A 22,003-nucleotide genomic window follows, 5' to 3' on the forward strand; every position below is an offset into this window, starting at 1 on the left:
GGCCACACTTTTAAAACAAACAAAATTCTAAAAAAAACTATTAACTAAATCATTTAAAGTTATTCTAAATCGAAATTGGCTTCTAGATTGGTATTGGAACTGCCGCCAACAAACACATTAAACTTGCCTGGTTCGATAATAAAATGACCTTCATTATCGTAAAACCCGAGTTCTTTTTCGGTTAAAACAAAATGAATGGTTTTGGATATTCCTGCATCCAATTCCACCAGTTCAAATCCTTTAAGCTCTTTTACAGGGCGTGTTACGCTTGCAAACAAATCTCTAATGTATAATTGCACCACTTCTTTTCCTGTTACTTTACCTGTGTTTTTTAGATCGACCGAAACTTGCACTTCATTTTTAGAAACAACTTGAACATTTAAATTAGAGTAAGCAAAAGTGGTATAGCTTAAACCGTAACCAAAAGGATACAAAGGCGCATTGCTTTGATCGGTATAATGCGACCAAAATACCTCATTTGGAGCTGGCAGTTTTGGACGTCCTGTATTCTTGTAATTGTAATAAATAGGCACTTGTCCAACACTTTTAGGGAATGTCATTGGCAATTTTCCGCTTGGGTTATAATCGCCATACAAAACTTGTGCAATAGCATGCCCACTTTGTGTACCTAATTGCCAAGCTTCAAGAATGGCTGGCACATGTGCATCGGCCCAGTTTATGGTTAAAGGTCTGCCGTTATTTAATACTAAAACAATGTTTTTATTCACCTTATAAACGGCTTCTAATAATTCTTGCTGAACTCCTGGTAAACCCAATTCCGAACGGCTTCTACCCTCCCCTGATTGAAAACCATGTTCACCTAAAACCATAACCACAACATCTGCTCGTTTTGCCGTTGAAATGGCTTTTGAAAAACCACTTTTATCGGTGGTATTTATATTTAATTCAATAGCAAATTCGCCTTTTCCAATAGTTACATCGGCACCTTTAGCATACGAAATGGTATTGCCTTTATAATTTTGAAGTCCTTCCAAAACAGAAATAGCTGTACTGTCTTTGGCTGCAATACGCCAACTACCTAATGGACTGGTTTTATCGTTTGCCAAAGCTCCAATTAAAGCAATATTCTGACCCTCTTTTTTTAATGGTAATAAGTTCCCTTCATTTTTAAGAAGCACGATAGATTTTTTAGCAATATCTAAAACTGCATCATTAATTTCCTGAGAACCAATAACTTCTTTTTCACGACTTTCATCACAATATTTATAAGGATCATCAAAAAGACCAAGCTCGTACTTTACCCTTAAAATACGCTTTACCGCATCATTAATAAGGCCTTCATCTACTTTGTCTTCTTTAACTAAATTGGCCAATTCTTCCACATAAGCATAAGATTCCATATCCATATCAGATCCAGCTTTTACGGCTAATTCTGCAACTTCTTTTTTGTTAGCTGCAAAACCGTGAGCAATCATTTCGTTTAATGAGCCCCAATCTGATACTACAAAACCATCATAGTTCCATTTGCTTTTTAAAATATCACGTTGCAAATAAGCATTTCCTGTTGCTGGTACGCCATTAAGTTCGTTAAAAGCATTCATAAAAGTTTTAACGCCAGCTTGGGCAGCAGCTTTAAAGGGTGGAAAAATTATGTTATTTAAAGTTGATGTACCAACATCGACCGTATTGTAATCTCTGCCAGATTCAGCAAACCCATAACCAGCAAAATGCTTCGCACAGGCTGCAATGGTATTAGGAGAAGCTAAGTCGTCGCCCTGAAACCCTTGTACGCGTGCTACAGCAATTTTAGAACCTAAATAAGGATCTTCACCAGCACCTTCCATAACACGTCCCCAACGGGCATCTCTAGAGATATCAACCATAGGAGCGAAAGTCCAGTTTATTCCTGCAGCAGCAGATTCTTTAGCAGCTATAGCTGCCGATTTTTTTATAGCTTCTAAATCCCAACTCGCAGCTTCAGCCAAAGGAATCGGACTTAAAGTTTCATAACCATGAATCACATCAAAACCAATGATTAAAGGAATGCCCAGACGGGTTTCTTCAACCGCTATTTTCTGTACGGCACGAACCTCTTCAACCCCTCTTACATTAAGCATAGAACCCACATAGCCCTTTTTTAAATGTTCGTATTTTTTAGCCGCACCACCTTCAGAAGGTGTAGGGCCCGTAACATTCCAGAACCCGTTATATTGGTTCATTTGGCCTACTTTTTCTTCTATCGTCATGATAGCAAGCAGACTGTCAACTTTTTTGTTTATCGTATTTGAACCACTTTCAGTGGTCGCCATCGCATCTTTTTCATTTGCTTTACCGCATGAAATTAATACAAGTGCGACACTGAAAATAGTAGTATAAAAATAGTTTCTCATAATATTATTGATAGACTCTTACATATTCAACTTCCATGATATCTTCAACAAAATTTGGATCTATCGAGCCGCCTAAAGTCCCGCCCATAGCCACGTTTAAAATCATAAAAAAGTCTTTATTAAATGGGGTATCTGCTGTATTAGGAAAAGACAGAAATACGGTATCATCAACAAGTATTTTAATAACATTGGCAGTCCATTCCACTGTATAGTTATGAAACTCTGTAGTAGCGGTTAAATTAGCCGTACTATTTGTTATTGCTTCACCTGCAGAGTTTCCAGGAAGATGTAAAGCCCCTGAAGTTTTAGCTTTATCCCAGCCTGTTTGTTCCATAATATCAATTTCGCCACAGGCTGGCCAACCGGCGGTATCGAAATTAGCACCTAACATCCAAATGGCAGGCCATGTACCTTCCGATCCTGGTAATTTAGCTCTAACCTCAACGCGACCATAGGTAAACTCTTCTAAGTTTTCCGATTTTAATCGTGCTGAAGTATACCCATTACCGTTCGCTTTTGCTACAATTTTAAGGGTTCCATCAGAGATATATGAATTCTCACGAGTATCTGTATAGGTTTGCAACTCTTGATTTCCCCAACCACCAGCACCTAAATCGTAGGTCCATTTAGTAGCATCGGGAGCACCATCGGTATCAAATTCATCAGACCAAACCAGGGTGTTAAAAACCGATTCGAAAGCATCTTCAGCAGGACTGGTTTGAAATTTTAAATACCATGCTATAGCCGAGTCATTAATATCTAGAGTTCTCACATATAATTCTGTATCTGATACTGAAATAATTTCATAATCGGATGTACCTAAATAATAGCTCATAAATGCATCATCGGAAAAACTCATAGCCGTTCCTCTAGCCGTAAAATCTGTATCTGGTACCGTACTCCAATCGTTTGATGAAGGCGCTAAAGACACTAAACTCGTTCCAGAAGTATCAAAATCAAAACAAGAATCTTCACTACCATCGCCACCAACAATAGCTTGGTTACCACCATTAAAAAATGTAGAACCATTATTATTTAATTGATAAGTTAATTGCCCATTAGCTTCTAAAGTAAAGGTTAATTCATCATCACAAAAACAAGCACTAATCTCTTCAGCACACTTCTCAAAAGGTTGCGCGGCATACCATTTTGGGTACCAATAACCTTCGCCATCAATAGCAGCATTTGCAGGCCCTAAGCCTAAATGTGCAGGTTCTGAAGCCGCTAAATACCACGTTCTACTACTACCGCCTGTTAAAAATTGTTTGGCTTCTGGATCGTCAAAATCACTACGCACGGTCACCTCAATAGACGTACTAGAAGAAACCCCACCTGTACCTATGGCATTAACAATAACCGTATAAGTGTTTACCCCTACTTTTGTAAAACGGTGTCTGGTTGTTCCTGAAGGTACCACTTCGCTTGTGCCATCGCCAAAATCAAATTTATAGCTAATAAAGTTGCTCGCTTTCGCGGAAATATCCACAAATCCGGTACCATCACCATCGGGGTTATCGGCATCTTGACCAACAACTTCAGCGGAAACACTTAGGTTGGTTGGTGCTATAATAGCTCCTAATGAAGCATCATCGTCCTGACAACTGGTAGCAAAAGTCATCAGCGAAACAAAAATTCCTATATAATATTTTAAGTTTTTCATTTTATATCTTTTTATATTCTTACTAATTTATATTGCCAAAAAACACCTCCACCAATATCAATACTTACAGAAATCGTGTTATTATCGATAAATGAAACATTGTAAGTTATGGCTTCTGGAGCCTCGCTAGGACTTGCAAGTTCGCCACCATTGTAAGGTTTGGCTAATCCGATAAAAGCACCAATACCGTTAAGGGTGACGGTTCCTGCGCTACCATCGTAAGTATAGGTTGCTGCGTTCGATCCGTCATGAGGGGCAACAGGCGTGCCACAAGAATCACTTCCACCTTGCCAAGCTTCGGTCCAGGTTTGAGTACCTAAATCGTTAGTAAAAGATCCATCGGAACCAAAAATATAGGTGTCATCATAGTAACAATCTCTAAGGGTTACGCAGTCGGCATCGCAGTTCCAATAACTAATATCACCAACACTAGGACCTACGCCTAAAGCGCCAGCTTCTTGAGCCATTTGCCAAGTTCCTGTAAGCGGAGAATTTACTTGACCTTCTCTAACCAAAATAAATTGCCAGAATACACCGCCACCAACATCAATATTAACAGCCATGGTATTAGGATCTTGAAAAGTGACATTGTAAATAATAGAAGTTGGTGCATCGGCAGGGTTTGTAAGCTCGCCACCGTTGTACGCTTTAGATAAGCCTATATAAGCACCTACACCATTAATAACTACGGTATTATCCGTTTCATTATAGACATAAGTTGCTGGGTTAGATCCATCATGTGGGGCAATTGGCGTACCGCAAGAATCGCCTCCACCTTGCCAAGCTTCTGTCCAAGTTTGCGCACCTAAATCGTTAGTAAAAGACCCATCGGAACCAAAAGTGTAAATATCATCATAATAACAATCTCTAAGGACAACACAATCTGCATCGCAATTCCAATAGCTAATATCGCCAACGCTAGGACCAACACCTAAAGCGCCAGCCACAGAAGCTAATTTCCAGTTACCCACAATTCCTGTTTGAACTGGTGAAGACTCTTTATAAAAATAAAGGTTATCTACAAAAATGGTTCCTTCTCCAGAAGGCACGCCATCGAATTTAAATTGGATGATGTTACTAAAATCTACCGCAGGATTTAAATCTGTAAAATGTGATACCGGAATATCTACCGAGTTCCATTGATTTGCAGTAAGTACCATGGGGTAAGCCGCTTCATTAGGACCACCGCTAATAGGTGAAATATTAATGGTATAATCTTCAGCAGACCATACATCAACATGGATAAATTCCATAGTGGAAGCATCAATTGGTACGGTATTAAAATCGATACCTTGATACGTTAATTCACCATATTGAATGATATTATCTCCGGCAACTTGAATTTGTGCATAAGTTGTAGTTTGTCCCCAATTTGGATAATAATCAATCGGATCTGGATTCGCATATTTATCGCTAAAAACAGAAATCACATCGGTAGCAGCCTTTGTTGGTTTAGGAGCTGGATCTAGTGGTTGTAAAATAGCTGTAACCTCAAATTCTTCAATATATTCCAAGGTTTCAATAGCGGCACTCATGGCCACAATTCTAATGGTATAAAGTCCTGCATTTTGATATTGGTAAGAAACCGTTTCGCCAATATTTCCAGCAACTGGGGTATCGTTTCCATCCTCGCCAAAATATACTTCATAAGAAAGTGCATAATCTGCCATAGCCGTTACATTAACTTGCTTTGAAATAGCAGGATCATTTTCAATAGTCACCATTAAGTTTTCTGGTGCTTTAAAGGAAACCATGATATTTTGAGTCGCTTTTGTTTCCAAACCATTTAAACCTATGGCTGTAACAACAGCATCGTAACTCCCTTCGGAATAAGTATGTTGCGTAGTTTTCCCTGGAGTTATAGGATCTGAAACTTCCGATCCATCGCCATAATCAACTAAAAAGCTAACCACACCTTCACCTAAAGGCGCAATAGTAACAAGCCCCGTATTATCTTGAGTTACACTTACAGCAGCAGCAACATTAGTTGGCGCTTTAATGTCGTTTACGTAATCTAAATTTTCATCTTCGGTACATCCCATAACCAGGCATGTAAGCAGAAAAATTTGTAATATATATTTAGTGATTTTCATAGTATATTTATTTAGAATTAATAGTTAGGGTTTTGTTCCCAGTTTCCGTTTGAAAATTGAATTTCTTCAATAGGAATAGGGAAAACCTCATTCTTACCAGCAGTAAAACCATCAATTTCTTGGGCTGCTTTTCCTGTTCTAACCAAATCGAAAAAACGATGTCCTTCACCAACAAGTTCCACACGTCTTTCATGTGCAATAGCATCAGTAAGTGCTGCACCTGTAGAAGTTACATTATGGGCCGTATCGCCAAAAGCTCTTTCGCGCACACGGTTTAAATAAGTTTGTGCTTTAGTATCGTCTATACCGCCACTATTATAAGCTTCAGCAGCCATTAACAACACATCTGCAAAACGAATTGATCTGTAGTTATTAGGGTTTGTTAAGTTTTGATCGCCCGTGTTTAAATCGCCTTTACGCGCTAAGTATTTTCTATTAAAATACCCTGTATGCTCGTATCCTGTACCATAAGTAGCACCAGTTGTAGCTGCCCAATTTTCAATATCTAAAATGGCTACATCTTTTCGTAAATCGCCATCTTCAAAAGCATCAACAGCTTCTTGTGTAGGCACATTGAAACTAAAACCAGAATCGAATAAAGGCCCATCATACGTTCTAATACTATTAAAACCAACGGCAACATTACCTTCACTACATTGCAAACATTCAAAACCAGCACCTTCAGCATCGGTATATTGTACTTCAAAAACAGATTCGATACCGTTTTCACCATCATTCTCAAAAATAGAATCGTAATCAGCAACCAAATCATAAGGGCCTTCATTTATAACTCTGTCAAGTACTAAAGCTGCTTCGGCATATTGTTTTTGGTATAAATACGCTTTCCCTAATAAAGCTAAAGCCGCACCTTTGGTAACACGTCCAACTTCGGGCGCTGTATATTCTAAATGCTCAACTGCGTATTTTAAATCGTCTTGAATTAACTTATACACATCGGCAACTGGCGATCTAGGAATGGTTGTTTCATCACCAAGTTCAAAACGTGTTTGTTTAAGTGGCACAGGGCCAAACCATTTTACCAACTCGAAATAATAGTAAGCGCGTAAAAAATAGGCTTCACCAATTATAATATCACGTCCAGGGAAATCGGTATTATCTTGAAATTCTAAAATAAAATTTACACGATTAACACCAGCATACATCCAAGTCCAGATATCTCTTAAATTACTGTTTACAGGGGTGTGAATCATATCGTCTATTTGCTGAAAACCAGGTACATCTACAGCGCTACCGCCACCAGCAAGGGTATTATCGGAAGCAATTTCACCTAGCATCACATTCACGTAAGAGGACTGCAATAAATCGTAAGCGCCCACTAAGGCGTTGTAATAATCCTCTTCTGAATTAAAATAACTTTCAGAATCTATATTATACCTATCCACATCTTCTAAATACGCATCACCACAAGCGGTTGCTCCTAAAAGGATGCTTAATGTTAATAGGCTTTGTATTGTTTTATTTATATATTTTTTCATAGTGCTAATAATTTAAATGGATAGGTTTAAGCCAACAATAAACTGTCTTGAAATAGGGTAAAAACCATAGTCTATACCACCACCAATTGCAGCGTTATTTGTAGCAGCCGGATCGTAACCCATATACTTTGTAAAAGTGAAGGCATTGTTTACTGAAAAGTAAAGTCTGAATTTGCTAATACCCAACTTATCTACCACAGGTTGAGATAAAGAATACCCCAATTGGATATTTTGAATTCTTAAGAATGAAGAATCTTCAACATAAAAATCTGAAAACACTTTGTTGGTAGTCGCACCAATAGTATTTCTAGGCATACTGTTTGTAGAGCCTTCTCCTGTCCATCGGTTTAAATACATATTCAACCTATTTACATTAGGCTCATCACGCTCGTAGTTACGCACGGTTTCTTTACCTAATTCGGCATACATATAGGCACCAAAATCTAAGTTTCTATAGTTAAAACTTAAATTTAAGCCCATGATATAATCTGGTTGTGGTTTGCCTAAATAGGTTCTATCATCAATTGTAATTTCGTTATCACCATTAACATCTACATATTTAAAATCGCCGGGAGCCGATACTGCACCTAAACTTGATTGTGATGGTGCCGCATCAATTTCGGCTTGATTTTGAAAAATCCCGTCTGTTTTAAGTCCGTAGAAATAACCTAAAGGCTGACCGACTTCCATCCTAGCAATAGCAGGTTGTCCCACACTAAAATTACCAGCTTCTGGAATCACTCCGCCATTAATAGCCGTTACTTCACCATTAATTTTAGTAACATTATAGGCTATTGAAAAGGAGGTGTTTTCTGAAAGTGTTTCTTTGTAATTAATAAACAATTCAACCCCTTTGTTTCTTGTTGTTCCAGCATTTACCGTAGGTAATCCGGCACCTGGTGCCCCAGCACCCAAAATACCTGAAACCGGGAAACCTTCAATTAATAAATCGTTTCTATCTTCAATAAAATAATCAGTGGTGATTTCAATTTTATTATTAAATAAATTAAGATCTAAACCCACATCGAATTTTTCAGCAACTTCCCATTTAGCATCTGGGTTAGGAATTCTACCATTCGCAGTACCTGTAACTAAGGCATTATTAAAAACATAAGTTGCCTCACCACTCAGTCCGGCACGGTATAAATCGCTTCCAACATTATTTCCTAAAGTTCCGTAACTTCCTCTTAATTTTAGAAAGTTTATCACATTGGAATCTTTTAAGAAAGCTTCATCTGAAATTTTCCAACCTGCAGTAACCGATGAGAAATAATCAATTCTATTATCAGGAGAAAAATCGGAAGAACCATCGCGACGAATCATGGCAGAAAGTAAATACTTCCCTTTATAGTCATACTGCAATCTTCCGAAGAAAGATGCCAAACGACTATCGTAAATATAAGAGCCTGTAGATTTTGCTTCACTTAAACCATTCGCTAAAGAAATATCGGCAAACTCCCAAGAATTGTTAGGAACATCAAAGCCTGTAGCATTTAAATGATCGCCCCAATTTCTTAATGCACTGGTTCCTAAAGTAAAAGTGGTATTGTGGTTTTTACCAAATACAGGATTGTAAGTTGCAAAGGTTTCCCAAGTATACGAGTTATCGGTAGTTCGATATTGGTAAACACTACTTCTATCGGTATTAAATACTTTACCAGCCCCATAATTAACAATGGGCGAAAAGCTTTTTCCCTTTTCATTATAAGACTTGATACCAATACGAGAAGTGATGGTTAAATTATCAAGAATACTATAATCGATTTGAAAAGTTCCTTCAATAGAATTCCCGTTTAATTCATCGTAAGTATTCGCTAATTGCGACAAAGGATTAACCACTTCGTTCCCTAAAAATCCAGAAACATCTTCTTGATCTAGACTATAAGTTGGCGAATAGTTTAAGGCATTAAATAAAGGTACCCCTAAAGCATTCTCGCCTATTCTATTTCGGTTAGAATTAAAATAATTGGCAGAGGTTGTAAATTTTAATTTCTCGGTAATATCAAAACTTAATTTAGTTTTAACGTTAGCCCGTTGAAAATTAGATTTATCGCTAGCAATAATACCATCTTGTTCTAAAATAGAACCTCCAAAATAGTAGGTGCTTTTTTCACCACCACCAGAAATAGATACGTTATGATTGGTAATTGGAGCTGTTTCAAAAAGTTCGTCTTGCCAGTCTATACCTTTACCTAATCCACTAATATCTGGAAATGGTAAAGCTTTACCGTCAGCCGCATAACTTTCATTTAGAGTTATGGCATATTCTGTAGCATTCATAAAAGGTAATTGGCGTGTGGTTTGCTGCATCCCGGTATAACCGTTATAGTTAAATTTTGCAGCAGTATTACGCTTACCTCCTTTTGTAGTCACTAATACTACACCATTAGCACCTTCAATACCATAAATAGCCGCTTGTGCATCTTTTAATACCGAAAACGTTTCAATATCGTTAGGATTAATGGTGTTTAAATCCCCTTTATAACCATCAATAATCACTAATGGACCATTATCGATATTAGAACTTACACCACGAATTAATATGTTAAATCCGCCTCCTGGAGAACCTGAAGGTGTCGATACCGAAACCCCTGCAGAGGTTCCCTGTAAGGCTTGTGCGGCATCAATAGGGTTTAAATCTTCAATAGTTTTTGCATTAACTATTGATACGGCACCCGTAAGATCTTGCTTCTTTTGGGCACCATAACCAATAACAACAACTTCATTGAGTTGTGCAATATCTTCTATTAATTGAATAATTAAATTAGAGTTATCTTTAATAACTACTTCCTTAGTAATGTATCCAACAAAACTCACCACAATGGTGGCACCAGGTTTAACATCGGTTAATGTAAAACCTCCATCGAAATTTGTGATTTCTCCCTGGGTGGTGTTTTTTACAATAATGTTTGCTCCTGGAATGGGTAACCCTGTTTGATCCTGTACAATTCCGCTCACGTTTATATTTTGTGCGCCTGAATAAACCACAAAGCATAGAGCTAGAATTTTTAATAGCATGTGTTTCATAAATATTTAGTTTTAGTCTGATATAAAAATAGTAGTATAAAGCTCAGACATGGTATTTTATGCCCAAACAAAAAATATACATGATAAAAAAGACCCCGTGTTTTTATGAAAACGTTAACAAATAGAAAGGTTTAATATCAAATTCTCATAAATGGGAAAATGATGAATAAACCTTAAAAAGTAGAAATGTTGTGGTGTTGTATAGGTGAAAATGCCGAATGTTGTGGACTTAAATTTCCAAAATGTAATCTGTTAAGCTAGATTCATGCGGTAAATCCATTTTTTTTCTTAATCGATAGCGTTTAACTTCTACACTTCTTGGTGAAATATTTAAAAGTGGCGCGATCTCTTTTGAGGATAAATTTAAACGCAAATAAGCACATAAACGTAAATCGTTTGAAGTAAGCTGCGGATGCAATGCTTTTATCTTTTTTAGGAAGTCTTTATCCGCATTATTGAAGGCTTCTTGAAACACATTCCAATCGTCTGCATTATTTAAATTTCTATCGATAACCTTAATAACTTGTTTGATGTTTTTTACATCTGTAATCTTCTGAAGATCATTTTTTAGACTGTTAAGAAACTCATTCTTTTTAATTAAGCTCATAGTAGAAATGCTTAATTCTCTGTTTTTATTTTCAATGTCCTGTCTTAAATTGTCATTATTAAAACGCATAAGTTGTTGCTTATTTTCTAACTCTTTTAATTCGAGTTCGCGTTCTTTAGCAAGTAATATTTTTAAACGCTGTTTTTTATAATAACGCGTATAAAGCATATGCATAAACAATGAAAAAATAAGGACTAATAAAAGGTAACTTATTATTGCTATGTTAGATAAATACCATGGTCTTTCTATATTAAAACTGTAAGACGCCGTATTTACACTTAAATGATTACCTAGTCTGGCTCTAACACTAAATTTATAATCGCCGTAAGGTAAATTCTCGAATAAAACGCTAGAATTGGTAGACCATGTACTCCATTTGTCGTAAATGCCATCTAATTTATATTGATATTCTGATACCAAATACCGTTCATATTCAGGGATATTATAGCTAAACTTAATATTGTTTTCGTTGTTTTTAAATTTACCAAACTCATGTTTATTATGAAGATGGGTAGTATAACCTTCATCATAAGTACTATTAGAAATGGTGTTAATATTGATTTGATAAGGCTTGTCTTGAAACATATGGGTATCTATAACAATATATCCATGCGAAGTGCCATATAAATATTTATTATCCTTTAAATAGGAAATGTTTTCATAGCCAGAAACATCGTTTCTAACAAAAGCAGGTAAAGGAATTTTATTTAAGGTAGGTGTATTACTTAGCTTTCCTGGAGTTAAATAACTTAGCCCATACTCCGAAAAAGCCCATAATTTATTCGTCTTTGTATCATTAACCAATTTCCCTGAAGTAAATTCTTGTTCCTTAAATAAAGCACTTAAAATCGTATCCTTAACAAACTTTTGTATTGAAGGTTGATAGGCAAAAACACCTTTCTTTTCGGTATAAAGTATTTTGTCTTTGTATTTAATAAGGCTGGTTTTTAAACCCTTATTAATAGTTGTTTCTTCTGTGATACGAAGGGTTTTAGTTAAAGCTTTATCCACTTCAATTTTAAAAACACCTTTATATTCATGACTTACAAAAATTTCATGATCGTTAAAAAACTCAAAATACCTTGTGGAAGCATCAAACCCTTCAATTTTATTTCTAAGTTGCCAAACCCCATTTACATGTTCTAAAACATATAAACCGGTATAGTTTCCTTGCAATAATAAATTATTAGCCCCTTCAATAGGTTTTATAGTCCAGGTTCCTAAAACATCAGCTACTTTATGGGCTTTATTATTTTTAATAACAAAGGTTCCAGAATTATGTCCGCAAAATAATGTGTTATTTATTTCAGTTAAACACCAAGTGGCGCCTTGTGTACCTCCAACTTTTTTAAAGTCGTTGTTAGTCCCATACTTTTTATAAAATAAACCTTGATTGGTACCTAAATACAAAAAATCATCATACAGAATAGAGGCATTAACGGCGCCAATATTTCCGTTATCATCATTAAAAATTTTATATGGTGATTTAATATTAATACAATTCACACCATTTTCTAAACCAAGCCAAATATTGTTTTCTACATCTTCAAAAACAGAAAGCACGGTATTATTACCTAAACCATGACTTTGGTCGATTTGCAATAATAAATTTCCGTTGGCATCTATATGAAATATACCATTGGAAATGCTTCCTAATATAAAACTATTGTCTTTTAGCTGGATACTACTATAAATTCTATTGTTATAAATTTTATCATTAGCAGAAATATCCCAACCTTCGAGTTTGTTTTCATTCAGGATGAAAAAACCATAATCTTCAGTTTGAAATAATAATTTTCCTTGATGGCTGAAGATGTTTACCAATAGATTTTCTTGAACTACAGCATCTTTTGAAACCAATTTAGAACTGCCATTAACAATTTCATATACACCATCCTTTACACTTTGAAAATAAATACTTTCATTCACCTTAAACGTTTTGTAAATGGTCGAATCGGAATTGATAATCGTATTATTACCTAGCTTTTTGTTGTAGATGTAAATTCGTTTTAGAGACTGAAATAATATAAAATCGTTAACATTAATAATGTTCCATATTTCTTCATCTTCTAAAAAAGGAATATTTAATTCATCTGATAAAGAGGCATATTCTAACTTCCCTAAATTATTGCGTTTCCAATAACCAAAATCGCGATAACTTCCTGTGTATATTAGTGAGTCTATAACATTTACAGACCTTAAAATAGTTTTATTAGGCGATAAATATAATGCCCATTCTGCACCATTATATTCTAATAAACCTTTATTATTAGCTACATAAATATACTTTTCGCTGGATTGTGAAATGGCCCAATTCTGACTTTCGGCACCGTAATCTTTAGGAGAAAAAATTTGAATAGGAGAACGCTCTTGTGCTAACAATGTAGTTGAAGCATGAAAGCATAACAATAAAACAAAGAATAATAGTCTCAAAATAAAAGGTAGTTAGTTGTATCGCCAATGTACTAAAAATAAGTGTTTGTAAAAACCTTGAATTATTTTGAAGGGTTTAAGTTTAAGTATATAAAAAGAAAAAGGCTGAATAAAAATCAAGTTTAATTGATTTTCATTCAGCCTTTTAATAAAATAAATACGGTTTTAATTCATTCGTTTTACCGTACCGCCTAAAGCTGTATTTTCGTTAATAACTTCAGGTTTCCCATAAATGTAAACATTACCACCAGCGCGAATTTTTGCATTCACTTCTTCAGTAGCGTTCACATGAGCTTCACCAGCCGCTTTAATCGACACATCGGTATCTTCAGTGATGAGTTCTTCACCTTTAAAAATTCCACCAGTATTAATATCTATTTTTTGGTCTTTAGAGTTTCCTTTAACCGTAATAACACCGCCTGTAACCGCTTTTACTAAAGTATGCTTCACTTCTACCGGTACAGATATAGTTCCACCCTCTTGAGCTCTTAAATCAATTTCAAATTGTTTTATAACATCGTTAGAAGTTACTTGGGCACCTTCATTAACATCGATAATATCAATATGCTTATAATACAAAGTCACTTTAGTACTGTTACCATTGAATATTTTTTCGATATTCATCTTTATTTTAAGCTTTCCATTTTTATTGTTGATAACCACATTATTAGAGTTTTCTCCTGTGATAACAATTTTATTTTCGGAAGCCTGTACCAATTCCATTTGAATTAAATCGTAAATCTTAAGTTCAGTGAATTCACCAACCGATTTTTCGACCTTTTCTTGAGCGAATAGCGTTGAAGAAATTAAAGTAAAAATGAAAAATATGCGTTTCATAGTTTGTATGTTTTAGTTGTTTCGGACAAAATTATCAATAATTATTCCATGATGAATTCACTTTGTGATAATTTTAAATCGCTGTTTCAGGTTTACCTAATAAGTTAAAATCTAAATGTTTTTTAACTAAATCGGTGTTCTTAACTTTAACAACCACTTCATCACCAAGTTGATAAGTAACACCCGAATTTCTACCAACCATAGCATATTGATCTTGGTCGAATGCATAATGATCGTCGGTCATATCGCGAACACTCACCATACCTTCACATTTATTTGAGATAATTTCGACATATATACCCCAATCGGTAACTCCAGAAATTACACCTACAAAAGCCTCATCTTTATGATCTTGCATGAATTTAATTTGCATGTATTTTATAGAATCACGTTCGGCTTTAGTAGCTAGGTTTTCCATATTACTGGAATGCTGACATTTTTCTTCGTAAACATCTTCATTAGCCGATTTTCCACCATCTAAATAATGTTGTAATAAACGATGCGCCATCACATCGGGGTAACGACGTATAGGTGAAGTAAAATGGCTGTAATAATCGAAAGCTAATCCGTAATGCCCAATATTATGCGTTGTATATTCGGCTTTACTCATACTTCTTATCGTAAGTGTATCTACTAAATTTTGCTCCTTTTTACCATGTACTTCTTTTAATAAATGATTTAATGAAGCTGCTGTAGTTTTACGGTCTTTAAAATTAAGTTTGTAACCAAATTTAGACACAATACCTTGTAAATTAGCTAATTTACTATCGTCTGGTTCGTCATGAACACGATATACAAAGGTTTTTTTAGGGTCTTGTTTTCCTATAAATTCTGATACTTTTCGATTCGCTAGAAGCATAAACTCTTCAATGAGTTTATTAGCATCTTGACTGGTTTTAAAAAATACACCAATAGGATTCGCCTCTTCATCTAAATTGAATTTAACTTCAACCTTATCAAAAGAAAGCGCTCCAGAACGCATCCGAATACCGCGCATAATTTTAGCTAACTCATCCATTTTTAACACGGCATCGGCTATTTTTTGATCGGTTTGATACGTTTTTCCTGTTAAAGACACTTCAGCTGGAATGGTATTTGTTTTAGATTCTAAAATCGCTTGTGCCTCTTCATAAGCAAAACGGGCATCACTATAGGTTACCGTTCTTCCAAACCATTGGTTTTTAATCTCAGCTTTATCATTCATTTGAAACACTGCAGAAAAAGTGTATTTTTCTTCATGAGGACGTAAAGAACAAGCTTTATTTGAAAGGACTTCAGGAAGCATAGGCACCACACGATCTACTAAATAAACCGAGGTAGCACGCTCGTAAGCTTCATCATCTAAAACAGTGCCTTCTTCTAAATAATGCGACACATCTGCAATATGAATCCCTATTTCGTATAAACCATTATCTAACACTTCAAAAGATAGAGCATCATCAAAATCTTTAGCATCTTTCGGATCTATGGTAAAGGTTAAATCTTTACGCATGTCGCGACGTTTGGCAATTTCTTCAGCAGTAATAGAAGTATCTAACTGATTAGCAAACTGTTCAACTTCATAAGGAAATTCGTGAGGTAAACCGTATTCTGCTAAAATCGCATGAATTTCGGTGTTATGATCTCCTGGCTTTCCTAAAACTTGAACCACTTTTCCGTTAGGAGAATCGGCCTTTTCTGGCCAATCTTCGAGTTTTACTAATACTTTATCGCCATCTTCAGCTTTAAAGGTTTTATTGATAGGTACAAATATATCTTTGTACATTTTATTGCTATCGGCTACAACAAAGGCATAATTATCATGCAATTGGATCACACCAACATACTCCGATTTAGCACGTTTTATAATATTGGTAATTTCGCCTTCAAGCTTACCGCGCTTTCTACGTTTATAGACATAAAATTCAACTTCGTCGTTATGTAAGGCTTTATTAATATTATTAGAAGCGATAAATACATCATCTTCGAAATCGTCGCAAATCACATAGCCGTTACCTTTTGAAGCCAAATCAAGAATCCCGGTATGGTATTCGGTATTAACAATGGCCTTAAATTTACCGCGATCTACTTCTTCAATCTCTTGTTTGCCCTGTAAATCCCGTAATTTTTTTATGATTTGATTACGACTACTCGCATCATTTACACCAAGTTTGGCTGCTATTTGTTTGTAGTTAAACGTTTGGTTACGTTCTTTTTTTAAAATACTTAATATGGTATTTGATAGGTTGGAAATGCCTTTATTTTTGGATTTTCCTTTTCTTTTTCTAGTCATTAAATTCTGTGATCGTTTACAATTTCTAAGATACTAGAAATTGTGTTATTAAATAGCATGGTTTTGGGAGAAGATACGCTATTTATTTTCTACAAAGCTACGGTTTATATTTTAAAGCGATGTTTTGTAAACATTAATTCACAATATATAAAGCAATTTGAAGCTCAATTTATCTATATTATAAGCTTAACTTAATTAGGAAAGAATGAGTATACTATATAAGTTCTTTGAGAAATCACTCCATTTTATAGTTATCCACATATATCTATATATTATTATTTTTCTTTTAAAAATTTAAAAAAACAATGATGGTTATTATAGGGTGTTAATAAGTGGTATAACTTTTTTAAGTTTTATTTTGATGGCTTTAAATTTACAGTTTGTTAATAGGTTCTTAACAATAGAAATTTTTTTAAAAGCTTTATTTTGAATGATTTTCGATTTTATATACACAGTTGTTAACAACTCCATTTAACCACTTTTTACTCATAAGTTTTTTTCATTTTATGTTTATAGCGATCAATTTTTAGGCTCATAACATTGAAAAAAAAAGTGAGTTAAATATTTGGTTTTTTAGTTCCGGTTCATGATTGGAAAAATAAATGGATATTCAATATTTTTCTTTTAAAAAACTATTAACAGTTATTAACAAGTTGTTAAAAGCGATGTTTAAAGTAATCAACATTTATAAGGGATAGCGGTGATTTTGAAATAATTTTATTCCATTAATTTGATTATGAACTACTTGTGTTTTTTAGGATGAAAAGTCTTTGTAAAAAGTCTTTTTGAAGATTATTTTTAGTATAAAAAATAACAGTCGCTTGTATGATTTGAAGTGTGATTCGGTACCAAAATTTATCAAATAAAAAACGAATAGATAATTTGAAAGATGGTTTCATTTTATGATACTATCATTTGATACTATCATTTATTCTGAATTATCTTATTTAACTATATTTTTTAATAGACAATTTTAAGTCCTTTATAAGAAAGTCAAGAATCTTGATTCCTTTATCAAAGCAGTCTCCAATCTTAATAAGAAAACAATGATATATTTAGTAACTTTGCTACTTAAAATAATTAGAATATAAATCATGACAATTTCTATAGGTAACGATCACGCAGGAACAGAATATAAATTTGCTATCAAGGAACTTCTTGAAGCTAAAGGTTATACTGTAAATAACCATGGAACTGATGCACATGACAGCGTTGATTACGCCGATTTTGTACATCCGGTAGCTACCGATGTTGTTAACGAGACCTCTACTTTTGGTATTCTTATTTGTGGTAGCGCTAATGGTGTGGCTATGGCAGCAAACAAACATCAAAAAATTCGTGCTGGCTTATGTTGGAATAAAGAAATTGTACATTTAATAAGAAGTCATAATAACGCTAATATTTTATGTATTCCAGCTAGATTTACAGCCATTCCACAAGCTTTAGAAATGGTGGATGTGTTTTTAAATACCGAATTTGAAGGCGGTCGTCACCAAAAAAGAATAGATAAAATTCCTGTTTCTTGCTAAATGGGGGCACATCATGGGCATCATCATACTCATGATCATCCCGATCTTAAAGGTCGGAATCTTGTTATATCCATACTTTTAAACATTGTAATAACGGTTGCCCAAGTTATTGGCGGTCTTATTTCTGGTAGTTTATCACTTTTAAGTGATGCTTTACATAATTTTAGCGATGTTATTTCTTTAATTATTAGTTATATCGCTAATAAATTAGCAAAGAAAAGGGCATCGTTTCAAAGGACTTTTGGTTATAAAAGGGCTGAAATTTTAGCTGCTTTTATCAACGCTGCCACTTTAATTGTTGTGGCTGTTTTATTGATTATTGAGGCTATAGAACGCTTTCAAAATCCGCAAGCTATAGAGTCTGATCTTGTTATTTGGTTATCCCTAGTCGCTATTTTGGGCAATGGCTTTAGTGTGCTTTTACTTAAAAAGGATTCTAAAAGCAATATGAACATGAAAAGTGCCTACATCCATCTTTTAACCGATATGATGGCTAGTGTTGCTGTATTGATAGGTGGATTGCTCATGAAATATTATCAGCTTTTTTGGGTGGATAGTGTGCTTACTTTTGCTATTGCTGTATACTTAATATGGATGGGTTTTGATTTGCTTATCAATTCTACCAAAGTTTTAATGCTTTTCACACCAGCCTCGGTGCCTATTGAAAAAATTGTAGCTGAAATTAATGCTTTTGATAGTATTAAAAACGTGCATCACGTTCATGTTTGGCAATTAAATGAAGATGAAGTGCATCTTGAAGCTCATATCGATTTTAGTGAGGATATAACACTATCAGAATTTGATGCTATTTTACATGATATTGAAGATTTGGTCTTTAAAAAGTACGATATTAATCATGTAAACATTCAGCCTGAATACAGTAAAGATGATGCTAAAGACGTGATCGTTCAAGATTAATTCCTGCGTAGGCAGGAATCTCCTCATAAAGGGGCAGTAAGTTCCAATCTAAATCATAATTTTTAGAGCCATTAATACAATATTGTTTATTTACCACAGATAATTAAGAAACACTTCCATATTTTTCAACCCCATGACCTTAGATATCAAACTAAAATCTTTTGAAGCATTAACTACACAGGAACTCTATGATATACTTCAATTACGTAGTGAAGTTTTTGTGGTAGAACAAGACTGTGTATATCAAGATATTGATGGAAAAGATCAAAAGGCATGGCATGTTTTAGGTTTTAAGGGAGACAAGTTGGTGGCTTATACACGTATTTTTAAACCTGGTATTTATTTTGAAGAATCTAGTATTGGCCGGGTTGTTGTTAAAAAAAACGAGCGTAAACACCAGTATGGTAATCAGATTATGGTGTTTTCTATAGAAACGATTAAAACACATTTCCGCGAAAGCGTTATAAAAATTTCGGCGCAATATTATTTAAAAACCTTTTATACCAATTTAGGTTTTAAAGCTGTTGGTGAAACTTATTTGGAAGATGGCATTCCGCATATTGCCATGTTTCATAGGTTCTAAAAATGCTATTTTCTTTATTGTAGCATACTTTTTTAGCCTGAATTAGTAAAAGTCATTTTTGTCTTCTTCCCTATTTTTTATGTAAAAAACTAAAAAACAGTAGTTTATATATTGTTCCTGTGAAATTTGTTTTAAATTTAAACACATTTGAAATTATAAAAATCTGTTATTATGAAAACTAAAATTTTAGGGCTAGCCATTTTAACGCTGTTTTTTTCTTGTAAAAAGGAAACTAAGGTCGTTCAAAAAGAGATTAAACACTATTCTATTGAGGAGTTTATGGATAATGAATCTGTTTACGGAGGCAGTTTTTCTTCAGATAACAGCAATATAATTGTTTCAAGTAACCGTTCGGGTATTTTTAATGTGTATGCTATTCCAGTAACTGGTGGTGAAATGACGCCTGTTACAAGTTCTGACAGTACATCCATTTTCAATGCGTCATATTTTCCAAACGATAACAGGATATTATTTGCTACTGATGGAAATGGCAATGAAATTACTCATCTTTATGTGAAGGAATTGGACGGATCTGTTCAGGATTTAACACCAGGTGAAAACGCTAAATCTAGTTTTTATGGCTGGTCTGAAGACGAAAAATATTTCTATTACGGATCTAATAAAAGAGATCCAAGCTATTTTGATGTTTACAAATTATCGATTGATGATTACTCTACGACATTGATTTACCAAAATAACGATGGTTTATCGTTTAGTGGCATGTCTAACGATGAAAATTTTATAGCCTTATCAAAATCCATAAATACAAACGATAGCGACTTATCTATTTACAATGTTAAAACAAAGGAAATTATAAAAATCAACGACAATTTAAGTGCTAATACGGCTCAAGATTTTTCAGAAGATAATTCAACGTTTTATTATACAACCGATGATGGTAGCGAGTTTTCATATCTTATGGCTTATGATTTAGAGTCAAAAGAAAAGAAGAAGGTCATCGAGAAACCTTGGGATATCTCAGGAATTAGTTTTACTTCCAAAGGTACTTATATGGTTGTTTATGTTAATGAAGATGGTAAAAATGCGGTTGAAGTTTTGGATTCTAAAACCATGAAACCAATAGATTTACCAGATTTTAAAGACAGTAGTATTACAGAAATACGTTTTAGCAAGGATGAAAAATGGATGCGTATGTACGTGGGTGGCTCTAACACACCTTCCGATTTATATACTTATAATTTGGAGACTAAAGAACAGCATAAATTAACAAACGTATTAAACGACTCTATAAATATTGACGATTTAGTTACAGCAAAAGTTATTAGGTACAAGTCTTTTGATGGTACCGAAATTCCAGCCATATATTATTTACCGCATCAAGCTTCTAAAAATAATCAAGTCCCAGCTATGGTTTGGGTTCATGGTGGTCCTGGAGGGCAAAGTCGCCAGCAATTTTTACCTTTAATTCAGTATTTAGTTAATCATGGTTATGCCATTCTAGCGGTTAATAATCGCGGAAGTAGTGGCTATGGAAAGACCTTTTATAAAATGGATGATAAAAACCATGGTGAAAAAGATTTACAAGATTGTATTGAAGGTAAAAATTGGTTAGCAAATCAATCTGAAATAGATGGTAGTAAAATAGGAATTATAGGTGGTTCGTATGGGGGTTACATGACCATGGCAGCACTAACCTATACGCCCGAAGAATTTAAAGTTGGTGTTAATTTATTTGGGGTTACCAATTGGATACGGACTTTAAAAAGCATTCCGCCCTATTGGGAAGCTTATAGGACGTCGTTATACTCAGAATTAGGCGATCCATTTACGGCCGATTCGGTACGTTTAAAACGTATTTCACCATTGTTTCACGCCGATAAAGTAACTAAACCTTTAATTGTTTTACAAGGCTCACAAGATCCTAGAGTGTTACAAGTTGAATCGGATGAAATTGTTAAGGCGGTGCGTAATAATAATGTGCCTGTAGATTATGTTTTATTTGCTGATGAAGGCCATGGTTTTCGAAAAAAGGAAAATCAAATTGAAGCTAATAGTCGAATTCTGAAGTTTTTAGATAAATATTTAAAAAATGAGACAGAATCAACCGATTCCGCATTAAAATGAAAGTCTAAAAGCGGTAAATACTAAGATTAATGATTTTTAAAATACTTAAAATTAAGCTGGTACTAGTTTTACTAGCTTTAAATTTTGCTTGTTCTGTAGCCTTCCCTAAAAA

Annotated in this window: 12 protein-coding genes; 4 read left to right on the forward strand and 8 right to left on the reverse strand. The window is 34.4% G+C overall.

All coding sequences use genetic code 11. The features are described from left to right. Positions 1–59: 59 nt before the first annotated feature. The 8 genes from bglX to rnr form a co-directional block, all read right to left on the reverse strand. Positions 60–2,351 carry a beta-glucosidase BglX gene (gene bglX, locus A6I66_RS03370; RefSeq protein ID WP_067145521.1) on the reverse strand — a complete coding sequence of 764 codons (2,292 nt, stop codon included), beginning with the start codon at positions 2,349–2,351 and terminating at the stop codon, positions 60–62. A gap of 4 nt (positions 2,352–2,355) precedes the next feature. After that, the gene (locus A6I66_RS03375; RefSeq protein ID WP_067145522.1) at positions 2,356–4,011 is read right to left on the reverse strand and encodes a family 16 glycosylhydrolase; all 1,656 of its coding nucleotides are present in this window, start codon (positions 4,009–4,011) and stop codon (positions 2,356–2,358) included. 11 nt (positions 4,012–4,022) lie between these two features. Next, positions 4,023–6,104 (reverse strand): hypothetical protein, encoded by a 2,082-nt coding sequence (locus A6I66_RS03380; RefSeq protein WP_157614046.1) that lies wholly within the window; start codon positions 6,102–6,104, stop codon positions 4,023–4,025. Between the two features lie 17 nt (positions 6,105–6,121). After that, on the reverse strand, positions 6,122–7,600 hold the full coding sequence (locus A6I66_RS03385; RefSeq protein ID WP_067145526.1) for a RagB/SusD family nutrient uptake outer membrane protein: 1,479 nt from the start codon (positions 7,598–7,600) through the stop codon (positions 6,122–6,124). A 12-nt stretch (positions 7,601–7,612) separates the two neighbouring features. Next, complete coding sequence (locus A6I66_RS03390; protein WP_067145528.1) at positions 7,613–10,627, reverse strand: SusC/RagA family TonB-linked outer membrane protein; 3,015 nt, start codon at positions 10,625–10,627, stop codon at positions 7,613–7,615. Between the two features lie 229 nt (positions 10,628–10,856). Then, complete coding sequence (locus A6I66_RS03395; protein WP_157614048.1) at positions 10,857–13,667, reverse strand: helix-turn-helix and ligand-binding sensor domain-containing protein; 2,811 nt, start codon at positions 13,665–13,667, stop codon at positions 10,857–10,859. Positions 13,668–13,832: 165 nt separating this feature from the next. Continuing rightward, positions 13,833–14,504, reverse strand: a complete 672-nt coding sequence (locus tag A6I66_RS03400) for a head GIN domain-containing protein (RefSeq protein WP_067145532.1) — start codon at positions 14,502–14,504, stop codon at positions 13,833–13,835. Between the two features lie 73 nt (positions 14,505–14,577). Beyond that, a complete protein-coding gene (gene rnr, locus A6I66_RS03405; RefSeq protein WP_067145534.1) occupies positions 14,578–16,776 on the reverse strand; it encodes a ribonuclease R in 2,199 nt (732 codons plus the stop codon). Between the two features lie 1,094 nt (positions 16,777–17,870). Between rnr and A6I66_RS03410 the strand changes: the two genes are divergently transcribed. From A6I66_RS03410 to A6I66_RS03425, 4 genes are all read left to right on the forward strand, one after another. Continuing rightward, positions 17,871–18,305, forward strand: a complete 435-nt coding sequence (locus A6I66_RS03410; RefSeq protein WP_067145535.1) for an RpiB/LacA/LacB family sugar-phosphate isomerase — start codon at positions 17,871–17,873, stop codon at positions 18,303–18,305. Beyond that, entirely contained in the window at positions 18,306–19,223 is a 918-nt protein-coding gene (locus A6I66_RS03415; protein WP_067145537.1) for a cation diffusion facilitator family transporter, read from the forward strand. A gap of 133 nt (positions 19,224–19,356) precedes the next feature. Further along, complete coding sequence (locus A6I66_RS03420) at positions 19,357–19,806, forward strand: GNAT family N-acetyltransferase (protein ID WP_067145543.1); 450 nt, start codon at positions 19,357–19,359, stop codon at positions 19,804–19,806. Between the two features lie 171 nt (positions 19,807–19,977). Next, complete coding sequence (locus tag A6I66_RS03425; protein WP_067145544.1) at positions 19,978–21,891, forward strand: S9 family peptidase; 1,914 nt, start codon at positions 19,978–19,980, stop codon at positions 21,889–21,891. Positions 21,892–22,003 lie beyond the last annotated feature (112 nt).

The organism is Pseudotamlana agarivorans (assembly GCF_001642835.1).
GTDB classification, from domain to species: domain Bacteria; phylum Bacteroidota; class Bacteroidia; order Flavobacteriales; family Flavobacteriaceae; genus Pseudotamlana; species Pseudotamlana agarivorans.

What these genes read in the sequence shown, in the direction of transcription:
- bglX (WP_067145521.1), bottom strand. Translation starts at nt 2,351, where the DNA reads ATGAGAAACTATTTTTATACTACTATTTTCAGTGTCGCACTTGTATTA.
- A6I66_RS03375 (WP_067145522.1), bottom strand. Translation starts at nt 4,011, where the DNA reads ATGAAAAACTTAAAATATTATATAGGAATTTTTGTTTCGCTGATGACT.
- A6I66_RS03380 (WP_157614046.1), bottom strand. Translation starts at nt 6,104, where the DNA reads ATGAAAATCACTAAATATATATTACAAATTTTTCTGCTTACATGCCTG.
- A6I66_RS03385 (WP_067145526.1), bottom strand. Translation starts at nt 7,600, where the DNA reads ATGAAAAAATATATAAATAAAACAATACAAAGCCTATTAACATTAAGC.
- A6I66_RS03390 (WP_067145528.1), bottom strand. Translation starts at nt 10,627, where the DNA reads ATGAAACACATGCTATTAAAAATTCTAGCTCTATGCTTTGTGGTTTAT.
- A6I66_RS03400 (WP_067145532.1), bottom strand. Translation starts at nt 14,504, where the DNA reads ATGAAACGCATATTTTTCATTTTTACTTTAATTTCTTCAACGCTATTC.
- rnr (WP_067145534.1), bottom strand. Translation starts at nt 16,776, where the DNA reads ATGACTAGAAAAAGAAAAGGAAAATCCAAAAATAAAGGCATTTCCAAC.
- A6I66_RS03410 (WP_067145535.1), top strand. Translation starts at nt 17,871, where the DNA reads ATGACAATTTCTATAGGTAACGATCACGCAGGAACAGAATATAAATTT.
- A6I66_RS03415 (WP_067145537.1), top strand. Translation starts at nt 18,306, where the DNA reads ATGGGGGCACATCATGGGCATCATCATACTCATGATCATCCCGATCTT.
- A6I66_RS03420 (WP_067145543.1), top strand. Translation starts at nt 19,357, where the DNA reads ATGACCTTAGATATCAAACTAAAATCTTTTGAAGCATTAACTACACAG.
- A6I66_RS03425 (WP_067145544.1), top strand. Translation starts at nt 19,978, where the DNA reads ATGAAAACTAAAATTTTAGGGCTAGCCATTTTAACGCTGTTTTTTTCT.